This is a genomic window from Klebsiella terrigena (assembly GCF_012029655.1).
Lineage (GTDB): Bacteria > Pseudomonadota > Gammaproteobacteria > Enterobacterales > Enterobacteriaceae > Klebsiella > Klebsiella terrigena.
On the sequence record NZ_CP050508.1, the window covers coordinates 4,153,623 to 4,179,385 of the forward strand.

The following is a 25,763-nucleotide window of genomic DNA, read 5'->3' on the forward strand; positions in this document are numbered from 1 at the left end:
CTTAGGACGCGTAGTGCGCGGGGGTGAGGGTTGACCAGTTCGCCGCCAGCCAGGCATTGCACGCTTCCAGCGACTGAGGCGGACACTCTACCGTCCAGCCCTCCGGCAGCGCGCAGTGATGGGGCCACAGGCTGTACTGCTGCAGCTCGTTACGCAGAATGTAAAACTGCCCTTGCGGATTATCGAAGGGGTTACTGAATTGCATTTCAAACTCCTGTTAATACTCGCTATCCTGCTGGCCGCATCCGCAGCCCTCGCGCACGATCAATGATTCGGTTCTGCCGGGCGTCCCGATGGGACGGACTCCGCGGATTGCCACAGCTGAATCAATCCCGCCGTCAGCCCGCCGCGCCAGCACAGCGCATCGTGCCCGCCGTCAACCTGGCGCCAGAAAACCGACCGTTTTGGCGGCGGCAGCTGGGCTAAAAGCGCCTGATTGGCGCGGAAAATAAGGGGTTCCCGCTCGCCGGCTTCGAGCCAGATTCGCAGCCCGTCGGCGCGCAGTTCCCCCGCTTTCAGGCCTTCAATCAGCGCGCCATCCTGCGCGCCGCCGCGGTGCGGCCACCAGTAGGAGCCGGACTGGCTGAGCACGCAGCCAAAACGCTGCGGCCAGTTCAGGGCGGCGAACATTGCCGCCAGGCCGCCAAAGCTCTGCCCGGCCACGACGGTACGCTCGGCCCGGTCGCTAAAGTCCGCGATTTGGCGCACCTGCGGCAGGAGCTCCTCCTGTACCGCCAGCCAAAAATCGCGGTTGCACGGTAGCTCGCGGCTGCGGTGCGCGTTATCGATAGCGTCGATCAGCAGATACACCGCCGCCGGCAGCCGGCCCTCGCGGGTCAGTCCGGCCAGCGGCGACCATACCGGCATGCTCTCGGCCCAGAACTGGCCGTCCAGCAGCACCGCCAGCGGGCGCTCTTTTGCCGCGCCGTCGCCGGTGGCATAAACCCATACCCGACGGCTGTTGCCAAGCCGCGCGCTGCGCCACTGAATGCAGACCGGCGGGGCAAAGCGTTCATCGCGCAGCGCCCAGCCGGGCTGCTCCGGGGCCTGAGGCAGCTCCAGCGCCGAGACCGCGTGGCCGCGCCCGCCCTTCCAGCTTTGCACATTGAGCGGATCGGCTACCGCGCGCGGCAGCAGGCGTCGCCAGCCCTCGCGCAGCAGAGTGCGGTCCGGCGCGTCGCCGTTAAAAATCTCGGGAGAAAAATCGTCATCGCGTTCGGAGGGGATAAAACAGTAGCTGCCGCGCCAGGTCGGCGAGAGCGTGGTCTGCCATTGCCAGGCATCGGTGCCCGGGACGCGCCGTAGGGTTTGCGGGACGGCATTTTTGTGGTGGTCGGTGACGCCGGTGATATAGATCCACACCCGCCGCGTCGCCGAGGTGGCCTCGCTGCCCGCCGGGTCCCGCCACCAGAACATCACCCGGTACGCATCGCCAGACGCCTCCGACTGCGGGCCGCTCAGGCTCTGCCACCAGTCATCGCTTCCTGTTTTCAACATTAAATAACCCTATGTTTATCGTGATATTTATCAATAAACGTAATATTTTGTTGATAATATTATTGATAACTATTTGCATTTGCAATAGCGTATTACCGCGCGTTGGAATGAGTAACTTCGAAAAACATGTCAGAGATGGCAGGCATTTGTCCTCTACTGGCAACATTTGTTCATGCCGTCGTCTCTTCCGGTGGGAAGAGGCCTTTGGGGAAAGCGGCAACAGACAGCTGGATGATATTAAAATGAATAACAGGATCAAATCCCTGGCCTTGCTGGTCAATCTGGGAATTTATGGTGTTGCCTTCCCGCTGTGCGCGGAAGAGACCACAGACAGCAAACAAACGGCCGCCGAAGAAACCATGGTGGTTACCGCAGCGGAGCAGAACCTGCAGGCTCCCGGCGTCTCCACCATCACCGCCGATGAAATTCGTAAACGTCCACCGGCCCGCGATGTCTCAGAAATCATCCGCACCATGCCGGGCGTTAACCTGACCGGTAACTCCACCAGCGGCCAGCGCGGCAACAACCGCCAGATTGATATTCGCGGCATGGGCCCGGAAAATACCCTGATCCTGATTGACGGTAAGCCGGTTACCAGCCGTAACTCCATTCGTCTCGGCTGGCGCGGCGAGCGCGATACCCGCGGCGATACCAGCTGGGTGCCGCCGGAAATGATCGAACGCATTGAGGTCATTCGCGGCCCGGCGGCGGCGCGTTACGGCAACGGCGCGGCGGGCGGCGTGGTCAATATCATCACCAAAAAAGGCACCAACGAGTGGCACGGTTCATGGAATACCTACATGAACGCCCCGGAACATAAAGATGAGGGCTCCACCAAGCGCACTAACTTCAGCCTCAACGGTCCGCTGGGCGGCGATTTCAGCTTCCGCCTGTTTGGCAACCTCGAGAAGACGCAGGCCGATGCCTGGGATATTAACCAGGGGCATCAGTCCGAACGTACCGGCATCTACGCCGATACCCTGCCGGCCGGGCGTGAAGGGGTTAAAAACAAAAGTATCAACGGCGTGGTGCGCTGGGACTTCGCGCCGATGCAGTCGCTGGAGTTTGAGTCGGGCTACAGCCGCCAGGGCAACCTCTACGCGGGCGACACTCAGAACACCAACACCAACGACCTGGTGAAAGAGAACTACGGTAAAGAGACCAACCGTCTCTACCGTCAGACCTACTCCGTCACCTGGAACGGCGGCTGGGATAACGGTATCACCACCAGCAACTGGGCGCAGTACGAGCACACCCGCAACTCGCGTAAGGGCGAAGGCCTGGCCGGGGGCACGGAAGGGATCTTTAATAGCGATAAGTTCTCCGATACCGACCTTTCCGACGTAATGCTGCACAGCGAAATCAGCATTCCGTTCGACCTGTGGGTCAATCAGAACCTGACCCTGGGGAGCGAATGGAACCAGCAGCGGATGAAGGATAACGCCTCCAATACCCAGACCTTTATGGGCGGCGATATTCCTGGCGTAAGCAGTACCAACCGCAGCCCGTACTCACAGGCGGAGATCTTCTCGCTGTTTGCCGAAGACAACGTTGAGCTAACCGACTCCACCATGCTGACACCGGCGCTGCGTTTCGATCACCACAGCATCGTCGGCAATAACTGGAGCCCGTCGCTGAACCTGTCCCAGGGCCTGGGCGACGACTTTACCCTGAAGATGGGTATTGCCCGTGCCTATAAAGCGCCGAGCCTGTATCAGACCAACCCGAACTACATCCTGTACAGTAAGGGCCAGGGCTGCTACGCCAGCGCGACCGGCACCGGCTGCTATATGGTAGGTAACGATGACCTGAAGGCAGAGACCAGCATCAACAAAGAGATTGGCCTCGAGTTTAAACGCGACGGCTGGCTGGCCGGCGTGACCTGGTTCCGCAACGACTACCGCGACAAAATCGAAGCGGGCTACGCTCCGCTCTCCTATACATCACTTGGTAAAGTGAAAACCGATATTTACCAGTGGGAGAACGTGCCGAAAGCGGTGGTTGAAGGTCTGGAAGGGACGTTAAACGTGCCGGTTAGCGAGACTGTTAACTGGACCAATAACATCACCTACATGCTGCAGAGTAAGAACAAAGAGACCGGCGATCGCCTGTCGATTATCCCGGAATATACGCTCAACTCGACCCTCAGCTGGCAGATATACCAGGACGTTTCCGTACAGTCGACCTTTACCTGGTACGGCAAGCAGGAGCCGAAAAAGTATAACTACAAGGGCGAACCGGTTACCGGCAGCGAGAAGAACGAGGTTAGCCCATACAGCATCCTCGGCCTGAGCGCGACCTGGGACGTCACCAAATACGTCAGCCTGACCGGCGGCGTGGATAACGTCTTCGATAAGCGTCACTGGCGCGCGGGTAACGCCCAAACTACCGGCGGTACCACCGGTTATATGTACGGCGCGGGTGCCGAAACCTATAACGAATCGGGCCGTACCTGGTATATGGGCATCAACACTCACTTCTGATTGCTCGCCTGAATCCCGCCGCCCTCTGACCATAGAGGGCGGCGGGCAAATCGGTTAACATCCTTTCATGCACACACGTCACAGCACGCTTCTCCTTGCCGGCCATCTGCTTCAGCGGATTGATTTCGACCCTGCCAGCTTCCAGCCCGCGGATCTGCTGTGGCTGCCCCATCACGCCCTGCTCGCCGCAGGCGGCCGCAAGCGCCAGACCGAACACCTTGCCGGACGCATCGCCGCCGTGCACGCCCTGCGCGAAGTTGGCGAAAAAATGCCGCCGCCGCCCGGCGAGCAGCGCCAGCCGCTGTGGCCCGCGCCGTGGTTCGGCAGCATCAGCCACTGTGAAAACAGCGCCCTGGCGGTGGTCTCCTCTTACCCGATAGGGATTGATATTGAGCGGTGCTTGACCCCGGCGCTGGCGGCGGAGCTCGAAAGCAGCATTATCAACGCCGCGGAAAAACCGCTGCTGGCGGCCAGCGGCCTGTCCTTTGAACTGGCGCTGACGCTGGCGTTCTCGGCGAAAGAGAGCGGGTTTAAGGCGCTCCCCCTTCCCCGTCAGACCGGGATGGATTTTCTGCGCATGCGGATAACGTCTATAAAGGAGGGAATGCTGCGGATGCAAATTGATGATGAGCGCGTTGAGGTTCACTGGCTGCAAAGCGACGGGCGGGTCATCACCCTCTGCGGGAAGCGCAAATAGCGCCACCCGCACGGGTTTTTAGCGCTACGGTTAGCTCAGCCTCCGGGCCAGCGCCGCGATCGCCGGCGCATCGAAACCGTGGTGCTGACGAAGCCAGCCGCGGTCCGCCGCCGCCGCGTACTCGCCGTCAGGGATCCCCAGGCGCTTCAGGGGGATACCGGCACCGCCTTCGGCCAGCACTTCGGCAACCAGGCTACCAAGTCCGCCATTGACGTTGTGCTCTTCAACCGTGATAACCGCACGGCAGCCCTGCAGCGCCGCCAGCAGCGCCTGAGTGTCGCAAGGGCGGATTGACGGAACGCTCACCACCTTCGCCTCAATGCCCTGCTCGGCCAGCAGCTCCGCAGCGTCAACGATTTCATGTACCGTCGAACCCGTCGCAACCAGCGCAATATCCCGGCCTTCGCGCAGGGTAATCACCGCCCCAGGCACAAAGCGGTAGTTCTCATCGTGCAGCTCCGGCAGCGCCTTGCCGTCCAGGCGGATATAGACCGGCCCCTGATACTGGATGGCGTAGTCGATTATCTGCCGGCACTCGCGCGGCGTAGAGGGGGCAAAGATCTGGATGTTGCCGAACCCGCGCATCACGGCAAGGTCGTCAATCGAGTGATGGGTGCTCGCCAGCGGGCCGTAGCTGGCTCCGGCATTGAGGCCAAACAGCTTAACGTTGGTGTTGTTGTAGCAGACGTCGACTTTGATCTGCTCATTGGCGCGCGAAATCAGGAAGGGCGCGGCGTTACAGGTCACCGCTACTTTCCCCCCCAGCGCCAGCCCTGCCGCCATGCCGACCATGCTTTGCTCGGCAATCCCGACGTTAACCAGACGGCCGGGGAATTGTTTAATAAAGGGCGCAATTTTCGCCGTCGAGGTGGAATCAGCAACGACCGGCACCAGATCGACGCCGCTTTCTACCGCGTCAATAAACGCCTGCACCATTACGCTCGCCAGGTGTTCTGCATTACTCATCTTTCAGTTCCTCCAGTGCCAGTTCAATCTCGTCGCCTTTCGGTACCCGGTGGTGCCATTCCGGGCGCCCCTGGATAAAGGAAATACCGGCGCCTTTGGTGGTGTTGGCAATAATGACGTTAGGTTTACCCGCCTGCTGCAGCCCTTCCAGAGCGGCCACCACTGAGGCCATATCGTTTCCCTGACACTCGGTCACGGTCATGCCAAACGCTTTCCACTTTTCAGCAAGCGGGTCGGTATTCATAATCTCGCGGGTCGGCCCGGCGAGCTGCAGGTTGTTTTTATCGTTGATAATAATCAGGTTATCGAGCTCGTAGTGCGCCGCAGCCAGCGCCGCCTCCCAGTTGCTGCCTTCGGCCAGCTCGCCATCGCCGGTAATTAAAAAGATGCGGCGGCGGCTGTTGCTCTTTTTCGCCGCCAGCGCCAGCCCCACCGCAACCGGCAAACCGTGGCCCAGCGCGCCGGTATTCAGCTCGATGCCGGGGGTTTTTTGGCGAACCGGGTGGCCGGGAAGATGCGAGTTCGCGTGCTGATAGGTCGCCAGCCACTCTACCGGGAAAAAGCCCGCTTCCGCCAGCACGCAGTAGTAGCACCCCACCGCGTGGCCTTTAGACTGGATGTAAATATCCCGCTCGGGGTCGGCAATCTGCTCCGGGGAGACGTTCAGTTCGCGGAAATAGAGCGCGGTCAGGAGCTCTACCTGCGACAGGTCGGCACCGGTATGCCCTCCGGCCGGGCTGTTGGCATTCAATCTGATAATGTGGCGGCGCACCGCGCGAGCTTGACGCTCAAGTGCCTGGACATCGTAGCTATAGGGATTCATTTAATACCTCTGAATTTAATTTCAATTTGGAATATTTATTCCGTCAGGGACTAAAAAAACCAGACATCCCCAGGCAGCGCATCATCAGGCTTCCGCCGCTGCATCATACTCAGGAACATTCTGCCTCCTTAACTATCAGGCCTGTCTGTGCCTGGATAAGTTTTCAGTTGACTTGATACCATCATGAATATATATTCAATAATGATTCTTTATTCAATTATGCCGTGACTGTTTTGTTTTTGTCCACAGCTGATTTTGAGGATTGATAAAAGTTAGAGTTTCATCACACTTAGTTCTCTTTCTTTTTCACGTATGATAAAAGCCTCTATACCCTGAATTATTCGCCCTGCGGTCTGCTCAGGCAGAGGGCCGGCGCGGTTAACGCGCAGCGCCAACAGACATGCGGTTTTGGCATGACGGGTATAACATAATGGACATACGTTAATGATTTTCGGGGATATATATGGCTAAGCAGGATGAACAAAGGCTGTTAGTTAAGATTGCCACGCTTTACTATCTTGAAGGACGAAAGCAGTCCGACATTGCACAACTTCTTTCGCTCTCCCAGTCATTTGTCTCCCGCGCCATCACCCGCTGCCAGAAAGAAGGGGTGGTAAAAATTAGCGTCGTTCAGCCCTCGAATATTTTTCTTAACCTCGAAAAAGGCATCGAAGATCGCTATGGAATTAAGCAGGCTATCGTCGTCGATACCGAAGAGGATGCCAGCGATCACACCCTCAAGCGCGCGATTGGATCCGCTGCGGCCCACTATCTGGAAACCCGCCTGCGGCCAAAAGATCTGATCGGCGTCTCATCATGGAGTTCGACCATCAGGGCGATGGTCGATGAGGTCCACGCGCAGAACTTAAAGGCCAGCGGAGTCATCCAGCTGCTCGGCGGCGTCGGACCGAACGGCAACGTCCAGGCCACTATTCTGACCCAGACCCTCGCCCAGCATCTTAACTGTCAGGCCTGGCTGCTTCCTTCGCAGAGCATTGAGGGCTCGATGGCGGAGAAAAACCGCCTTATCGCCAGCCAGGACGTCGCCGACGTGGTTTCACGCTTCGATGAGGTTGATATTGCCATCGTCGGGATCGGTATTCTCGAACCCTCACAGCTGCTGAAAACGTCCGGTAACTACTACCACGAAGATATGCTGCAGGTGCTGGCCGAGCGCGGCGCGGTGGGGGATATCTGCCTGCACTACTACGACAAAAAGGGCCGGGCCGTGTTAAGCGATGATGAAGATCCTGTTATCGGCATGGCGCTGGAAAAAGTAAAAAAATGCCCCAACGTCGTGGCGCTGGCCGGCGGTAGCGATAAGGTTGCGGCGATCAAAGGCGCCCTCTCCGGCGGCTATATCGACGTTTTAATCACCGATTACCCGACCGCGAGGCTGCTGGTTACCGGCTAATTTTCCATCAGATATCTTTTTTGCATGCCTTTGCGCCCCCCTTTCAGATGCCGAGGCGTGCGAAATAAACAGTTATATTTCAATATCCTGATCAAATATCTCCGCGCTTATCTCCTCTGCTCTCCAGGCATTTATCCATTCAGATAAGTGTGATTGCCAGCACAATTGATAACTTTCCCTCTAGCCCCGGGGAAAGTTTCTGGCTAAGGTATTAAATAAATAATCACTATCGAATATATATTCAGTGATTACAAAAGTGATAACGAAATGTCACATCATGGCCTGCTAAGTCGCAACGCGATAGCGAGGAATGTTCGCCCTCAGCGCCAGGACGCAGTGTGACTCAGGAGACTATCTAATGCCGGCAACACAGCAAGAGTTCATTATTGCGCTCGACGAGGGGACGACCAACGCCAAAGCGGTCGTGCTCGACGGCCGCGGCAACGTTATTGTCAAGTTTTCACAGCCCCTGGCGATTCAAACCCCGCGCGATGGCTGGGTAGAGCAATCCGGCGAGACGCTGATCGAGGCCTCCCTTGCGGTGATTGCCAAAGCGGTTGAGCACGTTGGCGCGGATAACGTGGCCGCACTCGCCATCAGCAACCAGCGGGAAACCGCCATCGGCTGGTATCGCCACAGCGGAAAGCCGGTGAACGCCGCCATCACCTGGCAATGCACCCGCAGCGCCGCGTTTTGCGACGAGCTGCGCCATGCGGGCAAAGAGCAGCAGATCAAAGCCATCACCGGGCTGCCGATTGCGCCCCTGTTTTCCGCCTCCAAAATGCGCTGGCTGCTGGAGTCCATTCCCGAAGGTCAGCTTCTCGCCGAACGCGGCGAGATCTGCCTCGGCACCATCGATAGCTGGCTGCTGTGGAACTTAACCCACGGCGACGCCTTCTGCTGCGACTACTCCAACGCCGCGCGCACCCAGCTGCTCAATCTGCAGAGCGGGCAGTGGGACGACGACATGTTGGCGCTGTTTCAGATCCCCCGCGCCGCGCTGGCGGAGATTAAGCCTTCCAGCGGGCTGTTTGGCTACACCCGCGGGCTCGCGGCGATACCTGACGGCATTCCGATCATGGCGATGGTCGGCGACTCCCACGCCGCGCTTTTTGGCCACGCGCTGGGGGAACTCGGGTGCGTGAAGGCCACCTACGGCACCGGTTCGTCGGTGATGGCGCCGGTTAAATCAGCCCAGTGCGACATTGACGCGCTGGCCACCACCATTGCCTGGCACGACGGCGAGCGCATCACCTACGGGCTGGAAGGCAATATTCCCCACACCGGCGATGCCGTGGCGTGGATGGCCGACAGCACCGGCCTGAGCGAGCTCTCCGCCGACGAGCTGGCCCACGAGCTGAACACCCTGCCCGCTTCGGTTGCGTCAACGATGGGGGTCTATTTTGTGCCGGCGCTGACCGGGCTTGGCGCGCCGTGGTGGGACGATAGCGCCCGCGGCGTGATTTGCGGGCTGAGCCGCGGCGTTAAGCGCGCGCACCTGATCCGCGCCGCGCTGGAATCCATCACCTACCAGATTGCCGATGTGGTTGTCGCCATGCGCCAGCACGATGATTTCAGCCTCTCGGCGCTGATGGTCGACGGCGGACCGACCAAAAACGACTGGCTCATGCAGTACCAGGCCGATCTGCTGGGCTGCCCGGTGATGCGCAGCGACGTGCCGGAGCTCTCGGCCATTGGCGCTGCCCTGCTTGCCCGCAAGGCGCTCAATCCCGATGAACCGGTCGATTTGGCGGCCTTTTTAACCGCACACGGTGAATTTAGCCCCGACATGGCCCGCCACCAGCGCCTGCAGGCAAGATGGCAGGAGTGGCGCCATGCGGTGGACAGAACATTATGGAAACCGGCTACGTCCGCCTGACGCCCACCAGGGAATCCGCGGGTGACGAACCTTAATCACTAACAGAAGGAGAATTCCGGCCCATACAACCGCCATTCCGGTCTTACGTTGTTTCACCGTACCCGACAATAACAACACAGAGAGAACATTGTCATGAAATTACGTTTAACGCTTTTAACTGCTGCAACCCTGACCGCGTTTTCTTTTACTGCTCAGGCAGTAGAAAAAGGCACCATCATGATCATGGTTAACTCGCTGGATAACCCGTATTACGCTTCTGAAGCCAAAGGGGCCAGCGAGAAAGCAAAAGAACTCGGATATAAAACAACCATTCTGTCTCATGGCGAAGATGTAAAAAAACAAAACGAACTGATTGATACCGCCATCGGTAAAAAAGTTCAGGGCATTATTCTGGATAACGCCGACTCCACCGCCAGCGTCGCGGCGATTGAAAAAGCGAAAAAAGCGGGTATTCCGATCGTATTAATTAACCGGGAAATTCCTGTCGACGACGTGGCCCTTGAACAGATTACGCATAATAACTTCCAGGCCGGTTCGGAAGTCGCTAACGTTTTTGTCGAGAAAATGGCGGAAAAAGGTAAATACGCCGAACTGACCTGCAACCTTGCGGATAATAACTGCGTCACGCGCTCTAAATCATTCCACCAGGTTATTGACCAGTATCCGGATATGGTCAGCGTCGCCAAACAGGATGCTAAAGGTACGCTCATTGACGGCAAGCGCATTATGGACAGCATTCTGCAGGCCCATCCTGACGTCAAAGGCGTGATCTGCGGCAACGGTCCGGTGGCCCTTGGCGCTATCGCCGCCCTGAAGGCGGCCAACCGGACTGACGTCGTGGTGGTCGGCATCGACGGCAGCAACGACGAACGCGATGCGGTCAAGGCCGGCACGCTGCAGGCAACCGTGATGCTGCAGGCCCAGGCTATTGCGGCGCAGGGCGTTACCGACCTCGATAACTACCTGCAAAAAGGCGTCAAGCCCGCCAAGCAGCGCGTCATGTTCCGCGGCATTCTGATAACCAAAGATAACGCAGATAAAGTTCAGGACTTCAACATCAAATCCTGAGTTCGGGTTGTTGCGCCCCTTCGGGGGCGCGTAGGAGAGTGATATGTACAAAAAAACCTGGCTGGCACTGGCCGTTCTTGCTCTCGGGGGCTGTCGTATCGTCTCCCAGCAGGAGCTGGCCGATCTTAAATCCCCGCCCAATCCGCACATGGCAAATATCGATCAAACCTGGCAGAACAACATCGTGCCGCAGGTTGTGGCGCAGGCCCGTCCGGTCAGCGAACTGATGGCCGCCCTGCGCGCCGCTAAAGATTTCGACAGCGCCTGTCAGGCTCTGGGCTACCGCTCTCAGGAGGAGAACCCGTGCATTTTTTACGTCACGGTAGCGGGTAAAATCGACAAGATCGACGCCACCTCCCGCAGCGGCAAAATGACGGTTGCAGATAGCGCCGGCGGCCCGGTAGTGGTGCAGATTGGTCCGACGCTTCGCGGCACCCAGCTGCGCGATGGCTATAAAGGTACCAGCTATCAGGATTTTAATGACCAGGTGCTGTTTGGTGAATACGGCCGGGCCATTAATGAACAGGCGCTGAAAATGATCCAGACCGCGCAGGTAAAAAGCGGCGAAACGATCCAGGTATATGGCGTCTTCTCCGCCTGGGATATTCCGCAAACGGTTCCCGACATTACGCCAGCCAAAATCGTACGCTCCGGAGGACAATAAGATGCCGTCGCAACCCATCGTCGCTCCCCAACCAGTCGAATCTGAAGTTATTATCGAAACGCGCGAGCTGTCCCGCGTTTATCCGGGGGTTATCGCCTTAGATAACGTTAATTACCGGGTATATCGAAATAAAGTAAACGTTCTGATCGGAGAAAATGGTGCGGGTAAATCCACCATGATGAAAATGCTTGCCGGTGTCGAAACGCCCTCCTCCGGACAGATTATTCTCGACGGTGCCGAAGTTTCATTAAGCTCAACTCACCAGGCCGAACGTCAGGGAATTAGCATTATTTTCCAGGAGCTTAATTTATTCCCCAATATGAACGTCATGGATAATATTTTCATGGCTAACGAATTTTTCCAGAAAGGCCGAATTAACGAAAAATATCAGTACGAACTGGCGAAATCACTGCTGGAAAGGCTCGAGCTTGATGTCGACCCCTACACCCCGCTGGGCGAGCTGGGGATCGGCCATCAGCAGCTGGTGGAAATCGCCCGCGCGCTGTCAAAGGATACCCGGGTGCTGATTATGGATGAGCCCACTTCGGCGCTCAGCCAGTCGGAAGTTAAGGTCCTGTTTAACGTTATTGAGCAGCTAAAACGACGCGGCGTCACCATTATTTATATCTCCCATCGCCTGGAAGAGCTGATGGAGATTGGCGACCACATCACTATTTTCCGCGACGGCCGCTTTATCAGCGAACGCACCGTCAGCGACGCCAGCATTCCCTGGATCATTGAGCAGATGGTTGGGGATAAGAAAAAGCACTTCGACTATCAGCCGGCGCCGCAGGGCGAAGCGGTGCTTGCCGTCGAGGGCCTGACCGCGCTGCATCACAGCGGCGGCTACAAGCTTAACGATGTGACCTTCACCCTCAATAAAGGCGAAGTCATCGGCATCTATGGCCTGCTGGGCGCCGGGCGCACCGAGCTGTTTAAGGGGCTGATCGGCCTGATGACCTGCCAGACCGGCAGCGTCCATCTCAACGGCGAGAATATCGGCAAAGCCCACTTTCAAACCCGTTTAAAAAAGGGGCTGGCGCTGGTACCGGAAGACCGCCAGGGCGAAGGCGTGGTGCAGATGATGTCCATTCAATCCAACATGACGCTCTCTGACTTTAGCCTGCAGGGCTTTCGCCGGGCCTGGAAGTGGCTGAATCCGCATAAAGAGAGCGCCAGCGTGAAGGAGATGATCCGCCAGCTTGCCATCAAGGTCAGCGACCCCGAGCTGCCCATTACCTCCCTGAGCGGCGGCAACCAGCAGAAGGTTGTGCTGGGTAAAGCGCTGATGACGCAGCCGCAGGTGGTGTTCCTCGATGAACCCACCCGCGGGATTGACGTCGGCGCCAAAACGGACGTCTATCACCTGATCGGCAAAATGGCGCATCAGGGGCTGGCCGTCATGTTCTCCTCCTCGGAGCTGGATGAGGTTATGGCCCTGGCCGACCGCATTCTGGTGATGGCCGATGGCCGTATTACCGCCGATTTGCCGCGCCATGCGGTTACCCGCGAAAAGCTTATCGCGGCTTCAACACCCCAAGATTAATCAGGCTGGAAACCATCATGAACCAGAAATATATGATTTATATGTACCTGCTGAAGGCCAGAACGTTTATCGCTCTGCTGCTGGTTATTGCATTCTTCAGCGTGATGGTACCGAATTTCCTGACCGCCTCTAACCTGCTGATCATGACCCAGCACGTGGCGATTACCGGCCTGCTGGCCATTGGGATGACGCTGGTGATCCTCACCGGCGGTATCGACCTCTCGGTCGGGGCCGTCGCCGGGATCTGCGGTATGGTCGCCGGCGCCCTGTTGACCAACGGGCTGCCGCTGTGGAACGGCAGCGTTATCTTCTTTAACGTGCCAGAAGTGATCCTCTGCGTGGCCATTTTTGGCATCCTGGTCGGCTTTATTAACGGCGCCGTGATCACCCGCTTTGGCGTGGCGCCTTTTATCTGCACGCTCGGCATGATGTACGTCGCCCGCGGCTCCGCGCTGCTGTTCAACGACGGCAGCACCTACCCTAACCTTAACGGTATTGAGGCCCTGGGGAATACCGGCTTCTCGATCCTCGGCTCCGGCACCGTGCTCGGGATTTACCTGCCCATCTGGCTGATGATCGCCTTCCTCGTGCTCGGCTACTGGCTGACGACCAAAACGCCGCTCGGTCGCTACATCTACGCGATCGGCGGCAACGAATCCGCCGCCCGCCTCGCCGGGGTGCCTATCGTGAAGGCGAAGATCTTCGTCTACGCCTTTTCCGGCCTCTGCGCCGCGTTCGTTGGGCTGATCGTCGCCTCCCAGCTGCAAACCGCCCATCCGATGACCGGCAACATGTTTGAAATGGACGCCATCGGCGCCACCGTGCTCGGCGGCACGGCGCTGGCAGGCGGCCGGGGTCGGGTCACCGGCTCGATTATTGGTGCCTTCGTTATCGTGTTCCTCGCCGACGGCATGGTCATGATGGGGGTCAGCGATTTCTGGCAGATGGTCATTAAAGGCGTGGTGATTGTAACCGCCGTCGTCGTTGACCAGTTCCAGCAAAAGCTGCAGAACAAAGTCATCCTGATGCGTCGTCACGAAGAGAAGCAGGCCGCAGCGCTGCCCGGCGGCGCCGCCTCCAGCTAATACGCGACGGCTAACGATCATTGCGCCGGGCGTCGCTCGCCCGGCCTCGCTAAAGGGAAAATAATATGAACAGAAATTTTCACAACAAAACGATTGTTATTACCGGAGCCTGTCGCGGCATTGGCGCGGGGATCGCCGAGCGCTTTGCGCGCGATGGCGCCAGGCTGGTGATGGTCTCTAACGCCGCTCGCGTTCATGAAACCGCGGAAACCCTGCGCCAGCGCTACCAGGCGGAGATTCTCTCCCTCGAGGTCGACGTCACCGACGAGGCCCAGGTTCAGTCTCTGTATGAGCAGGCCGCCGCGCGCTTTGGCACCATTGACGTCTCCATTCAAAATGCCGGGGTGATCACTATCGACTACTTCGACCGTATGCCAAAGGCCGATTTTGAGAAGGTGCTGGCGGTCAACACCACCGGCGTCTGGCTGTGCTGCCGCGAAGCGGCGAAGTACATGGTCAAGCAGAACCACGGCAGCCTGATTAATACCTCTTCGGGCCAGGGCCGCCAGGGCTTTATCTACACCCCGCACTACGCCGCCAGCAAGATGGGCGTTATCGGAATTACCCAAAGCCTCGCCCACGAGCTGGCGCCGTGGAATATCACCGTTAACGCCTTCTGCCCCGGGATTATCGAGAGCGAAATGTGGGACTACAACGACCGCGTGTGGGGGGAGGTCCTCAGCAGCGATAGCAAGCGCTACGCCAAAGGCGAGCTGATGGCGGAGTGGGTTGAAGGTATTCCAATGAAACGCGCCGGGAAACCGGAAGATGTCGCCGGGCTGGTGGCGTTTCTCGCCTCCGACGACGCGCGCTACCTCACCGGACAAACGATTAACATCGACGGCGGCCTGATTATGTCCTGATCCCCGCAGGGAATAGTCGGGCAGCGCCGCTAAGCGATGGTTTACAACGGATAGCCCGGATCGCGCGCACCGCGCCGGACCACAGAATATTCATTAACAGAGTAATTACTATGATCGCCAAAGATTTTGCTCAACAGCTGTTTAATCTGCAGGGTCGCGTCGCCTTCGTCACCGGCGCGGGCAGCGGGATCGGCCAGACCATTGCCTACGGACTGGCCAGCGCCGGCGCGCGGGTCGTGTGCTTCGATCTGCGGGAAGACGGCGGCCTCACCGAGACCGTGAATAACATCGAAGCCATCGGTGGCCAGGCCTGCCTCTACACCGGGGACGTGCGCCAGCTCGGCGATCTCCGCGCCGCCGTCGCGCTGGCGAAAAGCCGCTTCGGCCGCCTGGATATCGCCGTGAACGCCGCCGGCATCGCCAACGCCAACCCGGCGCTGGAGATGGAAGCCGAGCAGTGGCAGCGGGTGATTGATATTAACCTCACCGGGGTGTGGAACTCCTGTAAAGCCGAGGCGGAGCTGATGCTGGAATCCGGCGGCGGCTCGATCATTAATATCGCCTCCATGTCCGGCATTATCGTTAACCGCGGCCTTGAGCAGGCGCACTACAACAGCGCCAAAGCGGGCGTCATCCATCTGTCAAAAAGCCTGGCGATGGAGTGGGTCGGCAAGGGGATCCGCGTGAACTCCATCAGCCCCGGCTATACCGCCACGCCGATGAACACCCGCCCGGAAATGGTCCATCAGACCCGCGAATTCGAAAGCCAGACGCCGATTCAGCGGATGGCGAAGGTTGAGGAGATGGCGGGCCCGGCGCTGTTCCTCGCCAGCGACGCCGCGTCATTCTGCACCGGCGTCGACCTGGTGGTTGACGGTGGATTTATCTGCTGGTAAGCCGCGCCGCCTCTTCGACCACGTCAGCCCTTTGACGCGGCCCGCTACGCGCCTCCCCCTCCGGTTATTCAGGCGGGGGAGAGCGCTTTCCTGAACTCATCCAGCCGCTTTATCTGCCGCCCATGAGCATCGAAGTTGTCCGCCGCCAGCCACGCCCGCAGTTCGGCGTCACGCTGCGGCCATTCGCCGTCGATAATCGACAGCATGTCGCTGTCGCGGCTGCGCGCCTTGCGCACCAGCTTCTGGCGCAGGCGCCCTTCCCAGGTAAAGCCCAGCCGCTCGGCGGCCCGGCGGGAGGCGATATTCATCGAGTCGCACTTCCACTCCAGGCGCCGATAGCCGGCGGCAAACGCGTACGTCAGCAGCAGCCAAACCGCCTCGGTACCCAGCGGAGTATTTTTCATCTTCCGCGACCAGGTGACGTGGCCGATTTCGACCGAACCCATCGCCTGCTCAATCGCCATAAAGCTCACCAGCCCCACCGCCTGGCCGGAGCCGAGATCGATAACCGCAAAGGGAACCAGCGCGTCGTCGCCGACTTTGCCTGCCACCCAGTGCGCGGTGGCCTCCACGGTTTCGGGGCGCGTGCTGGCAAGCCAGGTCCAGTCGCTGCCGTCGCCCAGGGCGTAGGCGGCAAACAGATCGGCGGCGTGTCGCCGGGTATCCAGCGGCTCAAGCCGGCAATAGCGTCCCGTTAACGCGCTGCGCTTTAGCACGCTGGCGCCCTGCCAGCCAACGACCACATCGTTCACCTGCTGGCCATACTGATTGATTTCCGGCATTTTCACGTTCCGTTAAATTGTGAGCAAATGGTTATATCAAGAAGCGCGGCGCGCAGAAAGACGACCGCGTTATTTTTCACTCATCGCCCGATGATATTAATTATGCTTTTTAAGCATAAGCTTATCCGCATTTTGACTTTACGCCTTTGGTGAAGGGGCCTAATTTAGCGGCACATCAATAATCAAAACATCATTTTTCAGGGATTGCTCATGACTAAAAAACTGCTGTCATTACTGGTGCTGACCGCGCTATCCGCCGCCGTCCATGCCGCCACGCCGCCAACCACCCTGGTGGTTGCCCAGGGCCTCGACGACATCGTCAGCCTCGACCCGGCGGAAGCCAACGAACTCTCCAGCATTCAAACGGTACCGAGCCTCTACCAGCGTCTGGTGCAGCCGGACCGCGACAACCCTGAAAAAATCACCCCCGTTCTGGCCGAAAGCTGGCAGGCGGACCCGGCGGCGAAAACCCTGACCGTTAAACTCAAGCCCGACGCGAAGTTCGCCTCCGGCAACCCGCTACGCCCGGAAGATGTTATTTTCTCCTACACCCGCGCGGTGACCCTGAATAAATCCCCGGCCTTTATCCTCAACGTTCTCGGCTGGCAGCCGGACAACATTGCCAGCCAGCTGAAAAAGGTGGATGACCACACGCTGGTGCTGCACTGGACCGCCGAGGTGAGCCCGGCGGTGGCGCTGAATATTCTCTCCACGCCTATCGCCTCTATCGTCGATGAAAGGCTGGTGGCGCCGAATGCCAAAGATAACGATTTCGGCAACGGCTGGCTGAAGATGCACTCGGCGGGCAGCGGAGCCTTCAAAATGCGCGTTTACCAGCCGCATCAGGCCATCGTGCTGGAGGCCAACGACAGCTCGCCCACCGGCGCGCCGAAGCTGAAAAGCATCATCATCAAGAACGTTCCAGACCCGGCCTCCCGCCGCCTGCTGATCCAGCAGGGTGACGCCGACGTGGCGCGCGATCTGGGTGCCGATCAGATTGCCGCCCTGCAGGGCAAGCCCGGCGTGAAGGTGTTGAGCATTCCGTCGGCGGAGCAAAACTACCTGGCGTTTAACACCGGCAACGACGCCAACCCGCTGCTGAAAAACCCGGCGCTGTGGGAAGCCGCGCGCTGGCTGGTGGACTACGACGGCATCACGAAGGACCTGCTCAAGGGCCAGTATTTTGTCCACCAGAGCTTCCTGCCGGTGGGTCTGCCGGGGGCGCTGGACAACAATCCGTTTAAATTCGACCCGGCGAAGGCCAAAGCGATCCTCGCCAAAGCCGGAATTAAAGACGCCCACTTCACCCTCGATGTCGAAAACAAGCCGCCGTTTATCACCATCGCCCAGTCCATGCAGGCCAGCTTCGCCCAGGGCGGCGTCAAGATTGACCTGCTGCCGGCGGCCGGCAGCCAGGTGTACGCCCGGGTGCGGGCGAAGCAGCATCAGGCGGCGATTCGCCTGTGGATCCCCGACTACTTCGACGCCCACTCCAACGCCAGCGCCTTTGCTTACAACGACGGGAAGTCGAGCACCGTGGCCGGCCTTAACGGCTGGCAAATCCCGGAGCTGAATAAAGCCACCCTCGCGGCGGTGGCCGAGCCGGATGCCGCCAAACGCCTCGGACTCTATAAACAGATGCAGGAAGAGCTGCAGCGCAGCTCGCCGTACGTGTTTGTCGATCAGGGGAAAACGCAGATCGTGGTTCGCGACAACGTCAAGGGCTACCAGCAGGGGCTGAACGCCGATATGGTCTGGTACGATCGGGTCAGCAAATAGCGACGCGTTAGCCACCCGGGCGCGGATTGACGCCGCGCTCCGGGGATGTTATCCGCAACGTCCATACGGCACCCTTTACCTACGGAATAACCATGTCTGCTGTTGCACCCACCGGAGCGGAGCGGCGCGCAAAGCGCCCTCTGCTCGCGCTATTTCAGGGGCTGCTAACCCTGGCGCTGACCCTGCTCGGCCTGCTGCTGGTGACCTTCGCGCTCTCGGCGCTGTCGCCGGTTGACCGGGTTTTGCAAATCGTCGGCGACCACGCCAGCCAGTCCACCTACGATCAGGTACGCCATCAGCTCGGCCTTGACCGGCCGCTGCCGGTCCAGTTCTGGCACTATCTGACCCGGCTCGCACACGGCGATCTTGGCACCGCCAGCGCGACCGGCCAGCCGGTGCTTCACGACCTGCTCTCCACCTTCCCGGCAACGCTCGAGCTGGCGACGCTGGCGCTGATTATTGGCGCCCTGCTTGGCGTGACTGCCGGCGTGCTCTGCGCCCGCTACGTCGGCTCGCCCTGGGACCTGGCGGTACGCACCTTTACCCTGCTCGGCAACTCGGTGCCGATTTTTTGGCTCGGCCTGCTGATGCTGGCACTGTTCTACGCCAGGCTGCAGTGGACGCCTGGCCCCGGGCGGCTGGACGATATTTATCAGTACAGCGTCGAACCGCGCACCGGGTTTGCGCTGATTGACACCTGGCTGTCGGGTGATAGAGAGGCGTTTAAAAATGCCGTCGGCCACCTGCTGCTGCCGGTGCTGCTGCTGGCCTACTACTCGCTGGCGAGCATCACCCGCCTGACGCGATCCGCCTGCCTGAGCGAGATGAACAAAGAGTACGTCCTGCTGGCGCGCGCCAAAGGGGCCGGCGAAATGACGATCCTCTTTCGCCACGTGCTACCCAATATTCGCGGCACCCTGCTGACGGTCATAGCTCTGGCCTGGACCGCCATGCTGGAAGGCGCGGTGCTCACCGAAACCGTCTTCTCGTGGCCGGGAATCGGCCGCTATCTCACCACCGCGCTGTTTGCCGGCGACACCACGGCGATCATGGGCGGTACGCTGCTGATTGGCGCCAGCTTCGTCCTGATTAATAACCTTACCGACCTGCTGGTACGGTTAACCGACCCGAGGGTGCGCTGATGCCGACCTGGTTGTTTTTACGCCGCCTGCGCCGCTCCCCCGCCGCCTTCTGCGGGCTGGTGATTATTCTGCTGCTGGTGCTGATGGCGCTGTTCGCGCCGTGGCTGGCGCCGCTGGACCCCAACTGGCAGGATGCCGCCGCCCGCCTGCAGGGGCCGAGCGTCCAACACTGGCTCGGCACCGACAGCTACGGCCGCGACCTGCTTTCGCGCCTGATTTACGGCACCCGGCCGGCGCTGGGGCTGGTGGCGCTGGTCACCCTGATCACCCTTCCCGCCGGCCTGCTGGTGGGTATTCTCTCCGGCTACTACGGCGGCTGGCTGGAGCGCGGGCTGATGCGCTTTACCGACGTGGTGATGTCGATGCCGCGGCTGATTCTGGCCTTTGCCTTTGTCGCCATGCTCGGCCCGGGGCTGGTCAACGGCGCGCTGGCGCTGGCGCTCACCGCCTGGCCGGCCTACGCCCGCCAGGCGCGCAGCGAAATTCAGCGCCTGCGCCACAGCGACTACCTGGCGGCGGCGGAAATGATGGGTATTGGCGGCCGGCGGCTGCTGATGGGCCATATTCTCCCGCTGTGCCTGCCTTCGGCCATCGTGCGCCTGGCGCTGGATCTGGCGGGCATCATCCTCGCCGCCGCCGGACTGGGCTTTCTCGGCCTCGGCGCCCGCCCGCCGATGGCGGAATGGGGGGCGATGATCGCCGATGGGATGCAGGTGATTTTCGACCAGTGGTGGATTGCCGCCGCGCCCGGCGCGGCGATCCTGATTGCCAGCCTGGCGTTTAACCTGCTGGGCGACGGCCTGCGCGACGTACTGGAGCCACAACATGACTGATATCCGACTCAACGTCCAGGGGCTCTCCATTGACTACCCCAGCGCCAGGGTAGTGAACGATTTAAGCTTTACGCTCGGCAACGAACGCCTGGCGCTGGTGGGCGAATCGGGCTCCGGGAAATCGATGACCGCCCGCGCCCTGATGGGGCTGGTGCGCAGGCCGGGCGTGGTCAGCGCCGGCGCGCTCAACGTACTCGGCCGCGACGCGCTAACCCTCAGCAGCCGCGGCTGGCGCGCCCTGCGCGGCAACGATATGGCGATGGTGCTGCAGGACCCGCGCTATGCGCTAAACCCGGTGCTCAGCATCCAGGCGCAGCTGGAGGAGGCGCTTACGCTCCACCAGCGCCTGAACCGCCGCCAGCGCCTGGAGGCGGTGAAAGCCGCCGTGGCCGCCGTGGGCCTCGATTTACCGGTGCTGGCCCGCTATCCGGGGGAGCTCTCCGGCGGCATGGGCCAGCGGGTGATGATCGCCCTGGCGCTGCTTAATAACCCAAAGGTGCTGATTGCCGATGAGCCCACCTCGGCGCTCGACGCCCGCCTGCGCAACCAGATCCTCGAGCTGCTGGTCGAACAGTGCGAGCAGCGCCAGATGGCGATGCTGCTGATCAGCCACGACCTGCCGCTGGTCGCCGAGCACTGCCATCGGGTGCTGGTGATGTATCAGGGGGCGCAGGTCGACGGGATGGCGGCGCGCGACCTGCCTGCGGCCACCCACCCCTATACCCGCACGCTGTGGACCTGCCGTCCCGACGCGCAGACCTACGGCCGGATGCTGCCGACCCTCGACAGAAATCAATCTTTTACGGAGGCGACGCATGACGGTCGTTAATCTCGCGGCGTTACGGGTCATTTTCGGCGCTAAAACGGCGGTTTCCGCCGCCAGCTTCAGCGTTGACGCCGGGGAAACCTTCAGCCTGATCGGTGCTTCCGGCTGCGGAAAATCCACCATTCTGCGGGTGCTGGGCGGGCTGCAGCGCGACTGGAGCGGCGAGGTGGCGCTGTTCGGCAAGGCCATTACGCCGGGCGTTCGCTTCCAGGGCCCGCTGCGGCGCAACGTGCAGATGGTGTTTCAGGACCCCTACGCCTCGCTGCATCCAAACCATACCCTGTGGCGCACCCTCGCGGAGCCGCTGGAGATTCACGGCATCAGCGATATTGCGCAGCGGGTGACGACCGCCCTGGAGCAGGTTGGGCTGCCCGCCGACGCCGCGCGTCGCTATCCGCACCAGCTTTCCGGCGGTCAGCGCCAGCGCGTGGCGATTGCCCGCGCGCTGCTGCTGCGCCCGCAGATTCTGCTGCTGGATGAGCCGACGTCGGCGCTGGATATGTCGGTACAGGCGGAGATCCTCAACCTGCTGAACCAGCTGAAGCAGGAGCACGGTATGACCTACCTGCTGGTGAGCCACGACGCCGACGTGGTGGCGCATATGTCGGACCGGGCGGCGTTTATGGCTGAAGGGGCGATCCAGCGCTTCTTCGACCGCGAAGCGCTGGTTAACGGCGAGCATCGGATGAGCTGAGATTCGCGAACCGCAGGCCGCTCCCGGCGTAAACGCCCTGGTCGGGAAGCGGTCGCGGCGTCTGTTCTACTCCGCCAGAGAGGCAAACCGGGCGAATACCGCGTCAAAAATAGCCAGCCCTTTGGCGACCTGCTCGGCGCTGATGGTGCACGGCGGCACCACGTGGATGCGGTTTTCCACCACGAAGGCCAGCAGTCCGGCCTCGGTTAATGCCCCCTTGATCGCCGCCATATCGGAGGCCGCCAGCGGCGTTTTGCGCGCGCGGCTGCTGACCAGCTCCAGCGCCTGGAACAGCCCACGCCCGCGCACCTCGCCGATGATAGCGTGCTTCTGCGCCAGCGCCTCCAGCCCCTGGCGCAGTACGCCGTTGCCAATCGTCGCCGCATTTTCGACGATCTTTTCCTCTTTCATCGCGTCGATAGTGGCCACGATGGCCGCCATCGCCAGCGGGTGGCCGGAGTAGGTCAGGCCGCCGGCAAAGAAGTGGTCGTCAAAGTGGCGGGCAATCGGCTCGCTGATCAGCACCCCACCCGCCGGTACGTAGCCGGCGTTAACCCCTTTGGCGAAGGTCACCAGATCCGGCACAATCCCATCCTGCTCAAAGGCAAACCAGCTGCCGGTGCGGCCAAAGCCGGACATCACTTCATCGAGGATCAGCACGATGCCAAACTCGTCGGCCAGCGCCCGCACGCCCTGCATATAGCCATCCGGCGGCACGAGGATCCCGGCGGTGCCCGGAATAGACTCCAGCAGGATCGCGGCAATCGCGCCGGGACCTTCGCACTCGATCATTCTGCGCAGGTGCGCCAGCGCGCGCTGGCACTCCTCCTCTTCGCTGGTGGCATTGAATTCGCTGCGGTAGAGGTACGGGTTGAAGAAGTGAACGTGGCCGCGCGAATACTCGTTCGGCACCCGGCGCCAGTCGCCGGTGGCGGCAATGGCGCTGCCGGTATTGCCATGATAGGAGCGGTAGGCGGAGAGCACCTTATCGCGCCCGGTATACAGCCGCGCCATGCGGATCGCGTTTTCGTTGGCGTCCGCGCCGGCGTTGGTGAAGAACACCTTGCTAAAGCCTTCCGGCGCCAGCTCGACGATGCGCTTTGCCGCTTCGCCGCGCGCGAGGTTGGCGGTAGCCGGCGCGATGGTCACCAGCTCCTCCAGCTGCGCCTTCATCGCCGCCAGCACCCGAGGATGCTGATAGCCGATATTGACGTTGACCAGCTGGCTGCTGAAATCAAGGTACGTTTTCCCTTCGTAATCCCACAGCTCGCAGCCTTTGGCTCCGGCAATCACCAGCGGGTTCAAATTGCCCTGCATCGACCATGAGTGAAATACATAAGCGCGATCCAGTTGGCGTACGTCATCGTTGCTTACCGATACATCGTCTTGTAGTGCCAGCTTCATACCCTGCCCCTCTGATGGCGTTGTTGTTGTCACTATCATTGGGCGCATTGGCGAAAAAGGGATAGAGCCAGTGCGCGGCAGGCGATGTGACACGGTGTCACATCGCCGCATGACGACTGGCCCTGTGCGCGCCCGCCGCGGGTTTTTATAGTGGGAGGACCAGGCACACAGGAGAATGAAATGACGACCAACAACGTGGTATTTATTACCGGGGCAACCTCGGGTTTTGGCGAAGCGGCGGCGCAGGTTTTTGCCGAGGCCGGCTGGTCGCTGGTGCTTAGCGGCCGCCGTCTGGCGCGGCTGGAGAAGCTAAAGGATGCGCTGAGCCAGAAGGTGCCGGTGCATATTATCGAGCTCGACGTGCGCGACAGCGACGCGGTGGAGGCGGTGGTGGCCGCGCTGCCGGCGGATTTCGCCGATATTAAAACCTTAATCAACAACGCCGGGCTGGCGCTGGCGCCGCAGCCGGCGCAAAAGGTTGACCTGCAGGACTGGAAAACGATGATCGATACCAACGTCACCGGGCTGGTCAACGTCACCCACGCGCTGCTGCCGACGCTGATTAAGCACGGCGCCGGGGCCTCGATTATCAACATCGGCTCGATCGCCGGCCAGTGGCCCTATCCGGGCAGCCACGTCTACGGCGCAAGCAAGGCGTTCGTGAAGCAGTTCAGCTACAACCTCCGCTGCGACCTGCTGGGGACCGGCGTACGGGTCACCGACCTCGCGCCGGGGATCGCCGAGACCGAATTCACTCTGGTACGCACCAAAGGCGACCAGGCGGCATCCGATAACCTCTATCGCGGCACCACGCCGCTGAGCGCGCAGGATATTGCCGGGCAGATGTTCTATATCGCCACCCTGCCGGATCATATGAATATCAACCGCGTGGAGGTGATGCCGGTACGTCAGGCCTGGCAGCCGTTCGCCATCGATCGCGATTAACGCAGCGTATTGAGAAAGCCCGGTCGGCCAGCCGACCGGGCTTTTTAGCGCTAGCGGCTGCTCTGCAAAAACTGCCGCACCCGCTCGGAGTCCGGGTTAGTGAAGAACTTCTCCGGCGGCGCTTTCTCGATCAGCAGCCCCTTCTCCAGAAACACCACCTCGTCGGAGACCTGGCGGGCAAAGTCCATCTCGTGGGTCACCACCACCATGGTGTAGCCCTCGGCCGCCAGCGCTTTCATCACTCCCAGCACTTCGTTGACCAGCTCAGGATCCAGCGCCGAAGTCGGTTCATCGAACAGGATCACCTCTGGAGACATGGCCAGCGAGCGGGCAATCGCCACCCGCTGCTTCTGCCCGCCGGAGAGAGTGATCGGCCAGGCGTCGGCCTTGTGCGCCATGCCAACCTTCTCCAGCTGGCGCAGGGCTATCTCGTTGGCTTCGCCGCGCTTCATGCCCTTCACGTGCAGCAGGGCTTCGCTAACGTTCTGCTGCACGGTCAGGTGCGGCCACAGGTTGAAGCTCTGGAAGACCATGCCCACCCGCTCTCGCACCTTCGACAGCTGGCGGTGGGACATCGCCCGGCCGCTGTGTTCATCGACCCCGAGGCGCAGGCCGCCGATATGGATCTCGCCGCGATCCGGCTGCTCCAGCCAGTTCATGCAGCGCAGCAGCGTCGATTTTCCGGAGCCCGACGACCCCAGAATGCTGACCACCGAGCCTTTTTCAACCGTCAGGTTGATGTCGCGGAGCACTTCAATATTATCGAACTGTTTGGAGACGTTTTTAATGCTGACAGCGGTTGAATCAGGCATGGCTCATTCCTCTTTTCGCTCCCCAGGCGCTCAGCCGCTTAATCAGCAGCTCCAGCAGAATGCCGATCGCCCAGTAGAGCGCAATGGCGACGATAAACGCGTTGAACGGGATAAAATAGGTCGCCTGGACGCTGTTGGCGGCGGCGGTAATTTCCTGGACGGTGATAATGCTCAGAAAGGCGGTATCTTTCAGGCAAATAATCAGCTGGTTGCCCATCAGCGGCAGCGCCGACGAAACGATATTGGGCAGAATAATGCGGGTAAATATTTTGTAGCGCGAAAAGCCCTGGGCCACCGCCGCCTCAATATAGCCGCTGGAGAAGACCCGCCGCTGGCTGCGCAGTATTTCAAAGAAATAGGCGCCGTGATAGATAATCAGCGCCACCAGCCCCGCCGTCCAGGCCTCGAGGCTAATACCGATTTCCGGCAGTCCGTAATAAAGCAGATAGGCGAGAATTAAAAACGGAATGGCCCGCATCAGGCTGACGAAGCCAATAATGAGCCGGTTAAGGAACTTCTTCTGATATTCGCTGAGATAGCACAGCGCAATCCCGATAAATAAACCGGCCAGCGCCGCGATGATAAAAAGTTCAAGGGTGGCAAGCAAACCGGCAATAAAGCTCTCGCGCACCGACCAGATAACGGCCCACTGATTCATAGGATCT

Annotated in this window: 24 protein-coding genes; 16 read left to right on the forward strand and 8 right to left on the reverse strand. The window is 60.2% G+C overall.

The window, feature by feature from the left end:
• Window position 1: 1 nt before the first annotated feature.
• Entirely contained in the window at window positions 2–205 is a 204-nt protein-coding gene (locus HCK03_RS19570) for an MbtH family protein (protein ID WP_041144522.1), read from the reverse strand.
• 59 nt (window positions 206–264) lie between these two features.
• Complete coding sequence (fes, locus tag HCK03_RS19575) at window positions 265–1,497, reverse strand: enterochelin esterase (protein ID WP_167692062.1); 1,233 nt, start codon at window positions 1,495–1,497, stop codon at window positions 265–267.
• 242 nt (window positions 1,498–1,739) lie between these two features.
• Here fes and fepA point away from each other — a divergent pair, with 242 nt between their 5' ends.
• Both fepA and entD read left to right on the forward strand, forming a co-directional pair.
• Window positions 1,740–3,980 carry a siderophore enterobactin receptor FepA gene (gene fepA, locus HCK03_RS19580; RefSeq protein ID WP_167692063.1) on the forward strand — a complete coding sequence of 747 codons (2,241 nt, stop codon included), beginning with the start codon at window positions 1,740–1,742 and terminating at the stop codon, window positions 3,978–3,980.
• A 67-nt stretch (window positions 3,981–4,047) separates the two neighbouring features.
• Window positions 4,048–4,677, forward strand: coding sequence for an enterobactin synthase subunit EntD (gene entD, locus HCK03_RS19585; RefSeq protein WP_143717067.1), 630 nt, complete (start codon window positions 4,048–4,050; stop codon window positions 4,675–4,677).
• A 30-nt stretch (window positions 4,678–4,707) separates the two neighbouring features.
• On the opposite strand, the gene HCK03_RS19590 is transcribed toward entD, so the two are convergent.
• Both HCK03_RS19590 and HCK03_RS19595 read right to left on the reverse strand, forming a co-directional pair.
• On the reverse strand, window positions 4,708–5,643 hold the full coding sequence (locus tag HCK03_RS19590) for a transketolase family protein (RefSeq protein ID WP_148250798.1): 936 nt from the start codon (window positions 5,641–5,643) through the stop codon (window positions 4,708–4,710).
• Window positions 5,636–6,466, reverse strand: coding sequence for a transketolase (locus HCK03_RS19595; RefSeq protein ID WP_041144518.1), 831 nt, complete (start codon window positions 6,464–6,466; stop codon window positions 5,636–5,638). Before HCK03_RS19595 ends, HCK03_RS19590 begins: the two co-directional genes overlap by 8 nt.
• Window positions 6,467–6,929: 463 nt before the next feature.
• Between HCK03_RS19595 and HCK03_RS19600 the strand changes: the two genes are divergently transcribed.
• The 8 genes from HCK03_RS19600 to HCK03_RS19635 all read left to right on the forward strand — a co-directional run bounded on the left by HCK03_RS19600 (window position 6,930) and on the right by HCK03_RS19635 (window position 15,881).
• Window positions 6,930–7,880 carry a sugar-binding transcriptional regulator gene (locus HCK03_RS19600; protein WP_076944882.1) on the forward strand — a complete coding sequence of 317 codons (951 nt, stop codon included), beginning with the start codon at window positions 6,930–6,932 and terminating at the stop codon, window positions 7,878–7,880.
• A 358-nt stretch (window positions 7,881–8,238) separates the two neighbouring features.
• Window positions 8,239–9,759, forward strand: coding sequence for an FGGY family carbohydrate kinase (locus HCK03_RS19605; protein WP_041144516.1), 1,521 nt, complete (start codon window positions 8,239–8,241; stop codon window positions 9,757–9,759).
• A 132-nt stretch (window positions 9,760–9,891) separates the two neighbouring features.
• Window positions 9,892–10,827 (forward strand): D-ribose ABC transporter substrate-binding protein, encoded by a 936-nt coding sequence (locus HCK03_RS19610; protein ID WP_041144515.1) that lies wholly within the window; start codon window positions 9,892–9,894, stop codon window positions 10,825–10,827.
• Window positions 10,828–10,870: 43 nt separating this feature from the next.
• On the forward strand, window positions 10,871–11,491 hold the full coding sequence (locus tag HCK03_RS19615) for a DUF2291 family protein (protein WP_115193360.1): 621 nt from the start codon (window positions 10,871–10,873) through the stop codon (window positions 11,489–11,491).
• Between the two features lies 1 nt (window position 11,492).
• Window positions 11,493–13,037, forward strand: coding sequence for a sugar ABC transporter ATP-binding protein (locus tag HCK03_RS19620; protein WP_041144513.1), 1,545 nt, complete (start codon window positions 11,493–11,495; stop codon window positions 13,035–13,037).
• 17 nt (window positions 13,038–13,054) lie between these two features.
• Window positions 13,055–14,122 (forward strand): ABC transporter permease, encoded by a 1,068-nt coding sequence (locus tag HCK03_RS19625; protein ID WP_115193361.1) that lies wholly within the window; start codon window positions 13,055–13,057, stop codon window positions 14,120–14,122.
• Between the two features lie 65 nt (window positions 14,123–14,187).
• The gene (locus HCK03_RS19630) at window positions 14,188–14,985 is read left to right on the forward strand and encodes an SDR family oxidoreductase (protein ID WP_041144511.1); all 798 of its coding nucleotides are present in this window, start codon (window positions 14,188–14,190) and stop codon (window positions 14,983–14,985) included.
• Between the two features lie 110 nt (window positions 14,986–15,095).
• On the forward strand, window positions 15,096–15,881 hold the full coding sequence (locus HCK03_RS19635; protein ID WP_041144510.1) for an SDR family oxidoreductase: 786 nt from the start codon (window positions 15,096–15,098) through the stop codon (window positions 15,879–15,881).
• A 68-nt stretch (window positions 15,882–15,949) separates the two neighbouring features.
• Here HCK03_RS19635 and HCK03_RS19640 read toward each other — a convergent pair whose 3' ends face one another.
• Entirely contained in the window at window positions 15,950–16,663 is a 714-nt protein-coding gene (locus HCK03_RS19640; RefSeq protein ID WP_041144509.1) for a GNAT family N-acetyltransferase, read from the reverse strand.
• Window positions 16,664–16,873: 210 nt separating this feature from the next.
• On the opposite strand from HCK03_RS19640, the gene HCK03_RS19645 reads away from it, so the two are divergent.
• The 5 genes from HCK03_RS19645 to HCK03_RS19665 all read left to right on the forward strand — a co-directional run bounded on the left by HCK03_RS19645 (window position 16,874) and on the right by HCK03_RS19665 (window position 21,937).
• Window positions 16,874–18,442: an ABC transporter substrate-binding protein gene (locus HCK03_RS19645; protein ID WP_167692064.1), complete on the forward strand. Its 1,569-nt coding sequence runs from the start codon at window positions 16,874–16,876 to the stop codon at window positions 18,440–18,442.
• 92 nt (window positions 18,443–18,534) lie between these two features.
• Window positions 18,535–19,584: an ABC transporter permease gene (locus HCK03_RS19650; protein WP_041144507.1), complete on the forward strand. Its 1,050-nt coding sequence runs from the start codon at window positions 18,535–18,537 to the stop codon at window positions 19,582–19,584.
• Window positions 19,584–20,417, forward strand: a complete 834-nt coding sequence (locus HCK03_RS19655) for an ABC transporter permease (protein WP_167692065.1) — start codon at window positions 19,584–19,586, stop codon at window positions 20,415–20,417. The genes HCK03_RS19650 and HCK03_RS19655 overlap by 1 nt, the downstream gene beginning before the upstream one ends.
• A complete protein-coding gene (locus HCK03_RS19660; RefSeq protein ID WP_076944872.1) occupies window positions 20,410–21,246 on the forward strand; it encodes an ABC transporter ATP-binding protein in 837 nt (278 codons plus the stop codon). The genes HCK03_RS19655 and HCK03_RS19660 overlap by 8 nt, the downstream gene beginning before the upstream one ends.
• On the forward strand, window positions 21,233–21,937 hold the full coding sequence (locus HCK03_RS19665; RefSeq protein ID WP_167692066.1) for an ABC transporter ATP-binding protein: 705 nt from the start codon (window positions 21,233–21,235) through the stop codon (window positions 21,935–21,937). Before HCK03_RS19660 ends, HCK03_RS19665 begins: the two co-directional genes overlap by 14 nt.
• Window positions 21,938–22,003: 66 nt before the next feature.
• Here the strand turns inward: HCK03_RS19665 and HCK03_RS19670 are convergent, their stop codons facing one another.
• Window positions 22,004–23,341, reverse strand: a complete 1,338-nt coding sequence (locus HCK03_RS19670) for an aspartate aminotransferase family protein (protein ID WP_143967572.1) — start codon at window positions 23,339–23,341, stop codon at window positions 22,004–22,006.
• Window positions 23,342–23,521: 180 nt separating this feature from the next.
• On the opposite strand from HCK03_RS19670, the gene HCK03_RS19675 reads away from it, so the two are divergent.
• Window positions 23,522–24,286: an SDR family NAD(P)-dependent oxidoreductase gene (locus HCK03_RS19675; RefSeq protein WP_167692067.1), complete on the forward strand. Its 765-nt coding sequence runs from the start codon at window positions 23,522–23,524 to the stop codon at window positions 24,284–24,286.
• Between the two features lie 50 nt (window positions 24,287–24,336).
• Here the strand turns inward: HCK03_RS19675 and HCK03_RS19680 are convergent, their stop codons facing one another.
• Complete coding sequence (locus HCK03_RS19680; protein WP_041144501.1) at window positions 24,337–25,098, reverse strand: amino acid ABC transporter ATP-binding protein; 762 nt, start codon at window positions 25,096–25,098, stop codon at window positions 24,337–24,339.
• Window positions 25,091–25,756: an amino acid ABC transporter permease gene (locus HCK03_RS19685; protein WP_041144500.1), complete on the reverse strand. Its 666-nt coding sequence runs from the start codon at window positions 25,754–25,756 to the stop codon at window positions 25,091–25,093. The genes HCK03_RS19680 and HCK03_RS19685 overlap by 8 nt, the downstream gene beginning before the upstream one ends.
• Window positions 25,757–25,763 lie beyond the last annotated feature (7 nt).

What these genes read in the sequence shown, in the direction of transcription:
- HCK03_RS19660 (WP_076944872.1), top strand. Translation starts at nt 20,410, where the DNA reads ATGACTGATATCCGACTCAACGTCCAGGGGCTCTCCATTGACTACCCC.
- HCK03_RS19620 (WP_041144513.1), top strand. Translation starts at nt 11,493, where the DNA reads ATGCCGTCGCAACCCATCGTCGCTCCCCAACCAGTCGAATCTGAAGTT.
- HCK03_RS19640 (WP_041144509.1), bottom strand. Translation starts at nt 16,663, where the DNA reads ATGCCGGAAATCAATCAGTATGGCCAGCAGGTGAACGATGTGGTCGTT.
- HCK03_RS19630 (WP_041144511.1), top strand. Translation starts at nt 14,188, where the DNA reads ATGAACAGAAATTTTCACAACAAAACGATTGTTATTACCGGAGCCTGT.
- HCK03_RS19570 (WP_041144522.1), bottom strand. Translation starts at nt 205, where the DNA reads ATGCAATTCAGTAACCCCTTCGATAATCCGCAAGGGCAGTTTTACATT.
- HCK03_RS19605 (WP_041144516.1), top strand. Translation starts at nt 8,239, where the DNA reads ATGCCGGCAACACAGCAAGAGTTCATTATTGCGCTCGACGAGGGGACG.
- HCK03_RS19600 (WP_076944882.1), top strand. Translation starts at nt 6,930, where the DNA reads ATGGCTAAGCAGGATGAACAAAGGCTGTTAGTTAAGATTGCCACGCTT.
- fepA (WP_167692063.1), top strand. Translation starts at nt 1,740, where the DNA reads ATGAATAACAGGATCAAATCCCTGGCCTTGCTGGTCAATCTGGGAATT.
- HCK03_RS19625 (WP_115193361.1), top strand. Translation starts at nt 13,055, where the DNA reads ATGAACCAGAAATATATGATTTATATGTACCTGCTGAAGGCCAGAACG.
- HCK03_RS19615 (WP_115193360.1), top strand. Translation starts at nt 10,871, where the DNA reads ATGTACAAAAAAACCTGGCTGGCACTGGCCGTTCTTGCTCTCGGGGGC.
- HCK03_RS19590 (WP_148250798.1), bottom strand. Translation starts at nt 5,643, where the DNA reads ATGAGTAATGCAGAACACCTGGCGAGCGTAATGGTGCAGGCGTTTATT.
- HCK03_RS19675 (WP_167692067.1), top strand. Translation starts at nt 23,522, where the DNA reads ATGACGACCAACAACGTGGTATTTATTACCGGGGCAACCTCGGGTTTT.
- HCK03_RS19645 (WP_167692064.1), top strand. Translation starts at nt 16,874, where the DNA reads ATGACTAAAAAACTGCTGTCATTACTGGTGCTGACCGCGCTATCCGCC.
- HCK03_RS19610 (WP_041144515.1), top strand. Translation starts at nt 9,892, where the DNA reads ATGAAATTACGTTTAACGCTTTTAACTGCTGCAACCCTGACCGCGTTT.
- HCK03_RS19635 (WP_041144510.1), top strand. Translation starts at nt 15,096, where the DNA reads ATGATCGCCAAAGATTTTGCTCAACAGCTGTTTAATCTGCAGGGTCGC.
- HCK03_RS19670 (WP_143967572.1), bottom strand. Translation starts at nt 23,341, where the DNA reads ATGAAGCTGGCACTACAAGACGATGTATCGGTAAGCAACGATGACGTA.
- HCK03_RS19650 (WP_041144507.1), top strand. Translation starts at nt 18,535, where the DNA reads ATGTCTGCTGTTGCACCCACCGGAGCGGAGCGGCGCGCAAAGCGCCCT.
- HCK03_RS19655 (WP_167692065.1), top strand. Translation starts at nt 19,584, where the DNA reads ATGCCGACCTGGTTGTTTTTACGCCGCCTGCGCCGCTCCCCCGCCGCC.
- fes (WP_167692062.1), bottom strand. Translation starts at nt 1,497, where the DNA reads ATGTTGAAAACAGGAAGCGATGACTGGTGGCAGAGCCTGAGCGGCCCG.
- HCK03_RS19595 (WP_041144518.1), bottom strand. Translation starts at nt 6,466, where the DNA reads ATGAATCCCTATAGCTACGATGTCCAGGCACTTGAGCGTCAAGCTCGC.
- HCK03_RS19680 (WP_041144501.1), bottom strand. Translation starts at nt 25,098, where the DNA reads ATGCCTGATTCAACCGCTGTCAGCATTAAAAACGTCTCCAAACAGTTC.
- HCK03_RS19665 (WP_167692066.1), top strand. Translation starts at nt 21,233, where the DNA reads ATGACGGTCGTTAATCTCGCGGCGTTACGGGTCATTTTCGGCGCTAAA.
- entD (WP_143717067.1), top strand. Translation starts at nt 4,048, where the DNA reads ATGCACACACGTCACAGCACGCTTCTCCTTGCCGGCCATCTGCTTCAG.
- HCK03_RS19685 (WP_041144500.1), bottom strand. Translation starts at nt 25,756, where the DNA reads ATGAATCAGTGGGCCGTTATCTGGTCGGTGCGCGAGAGCTTTATTGCC.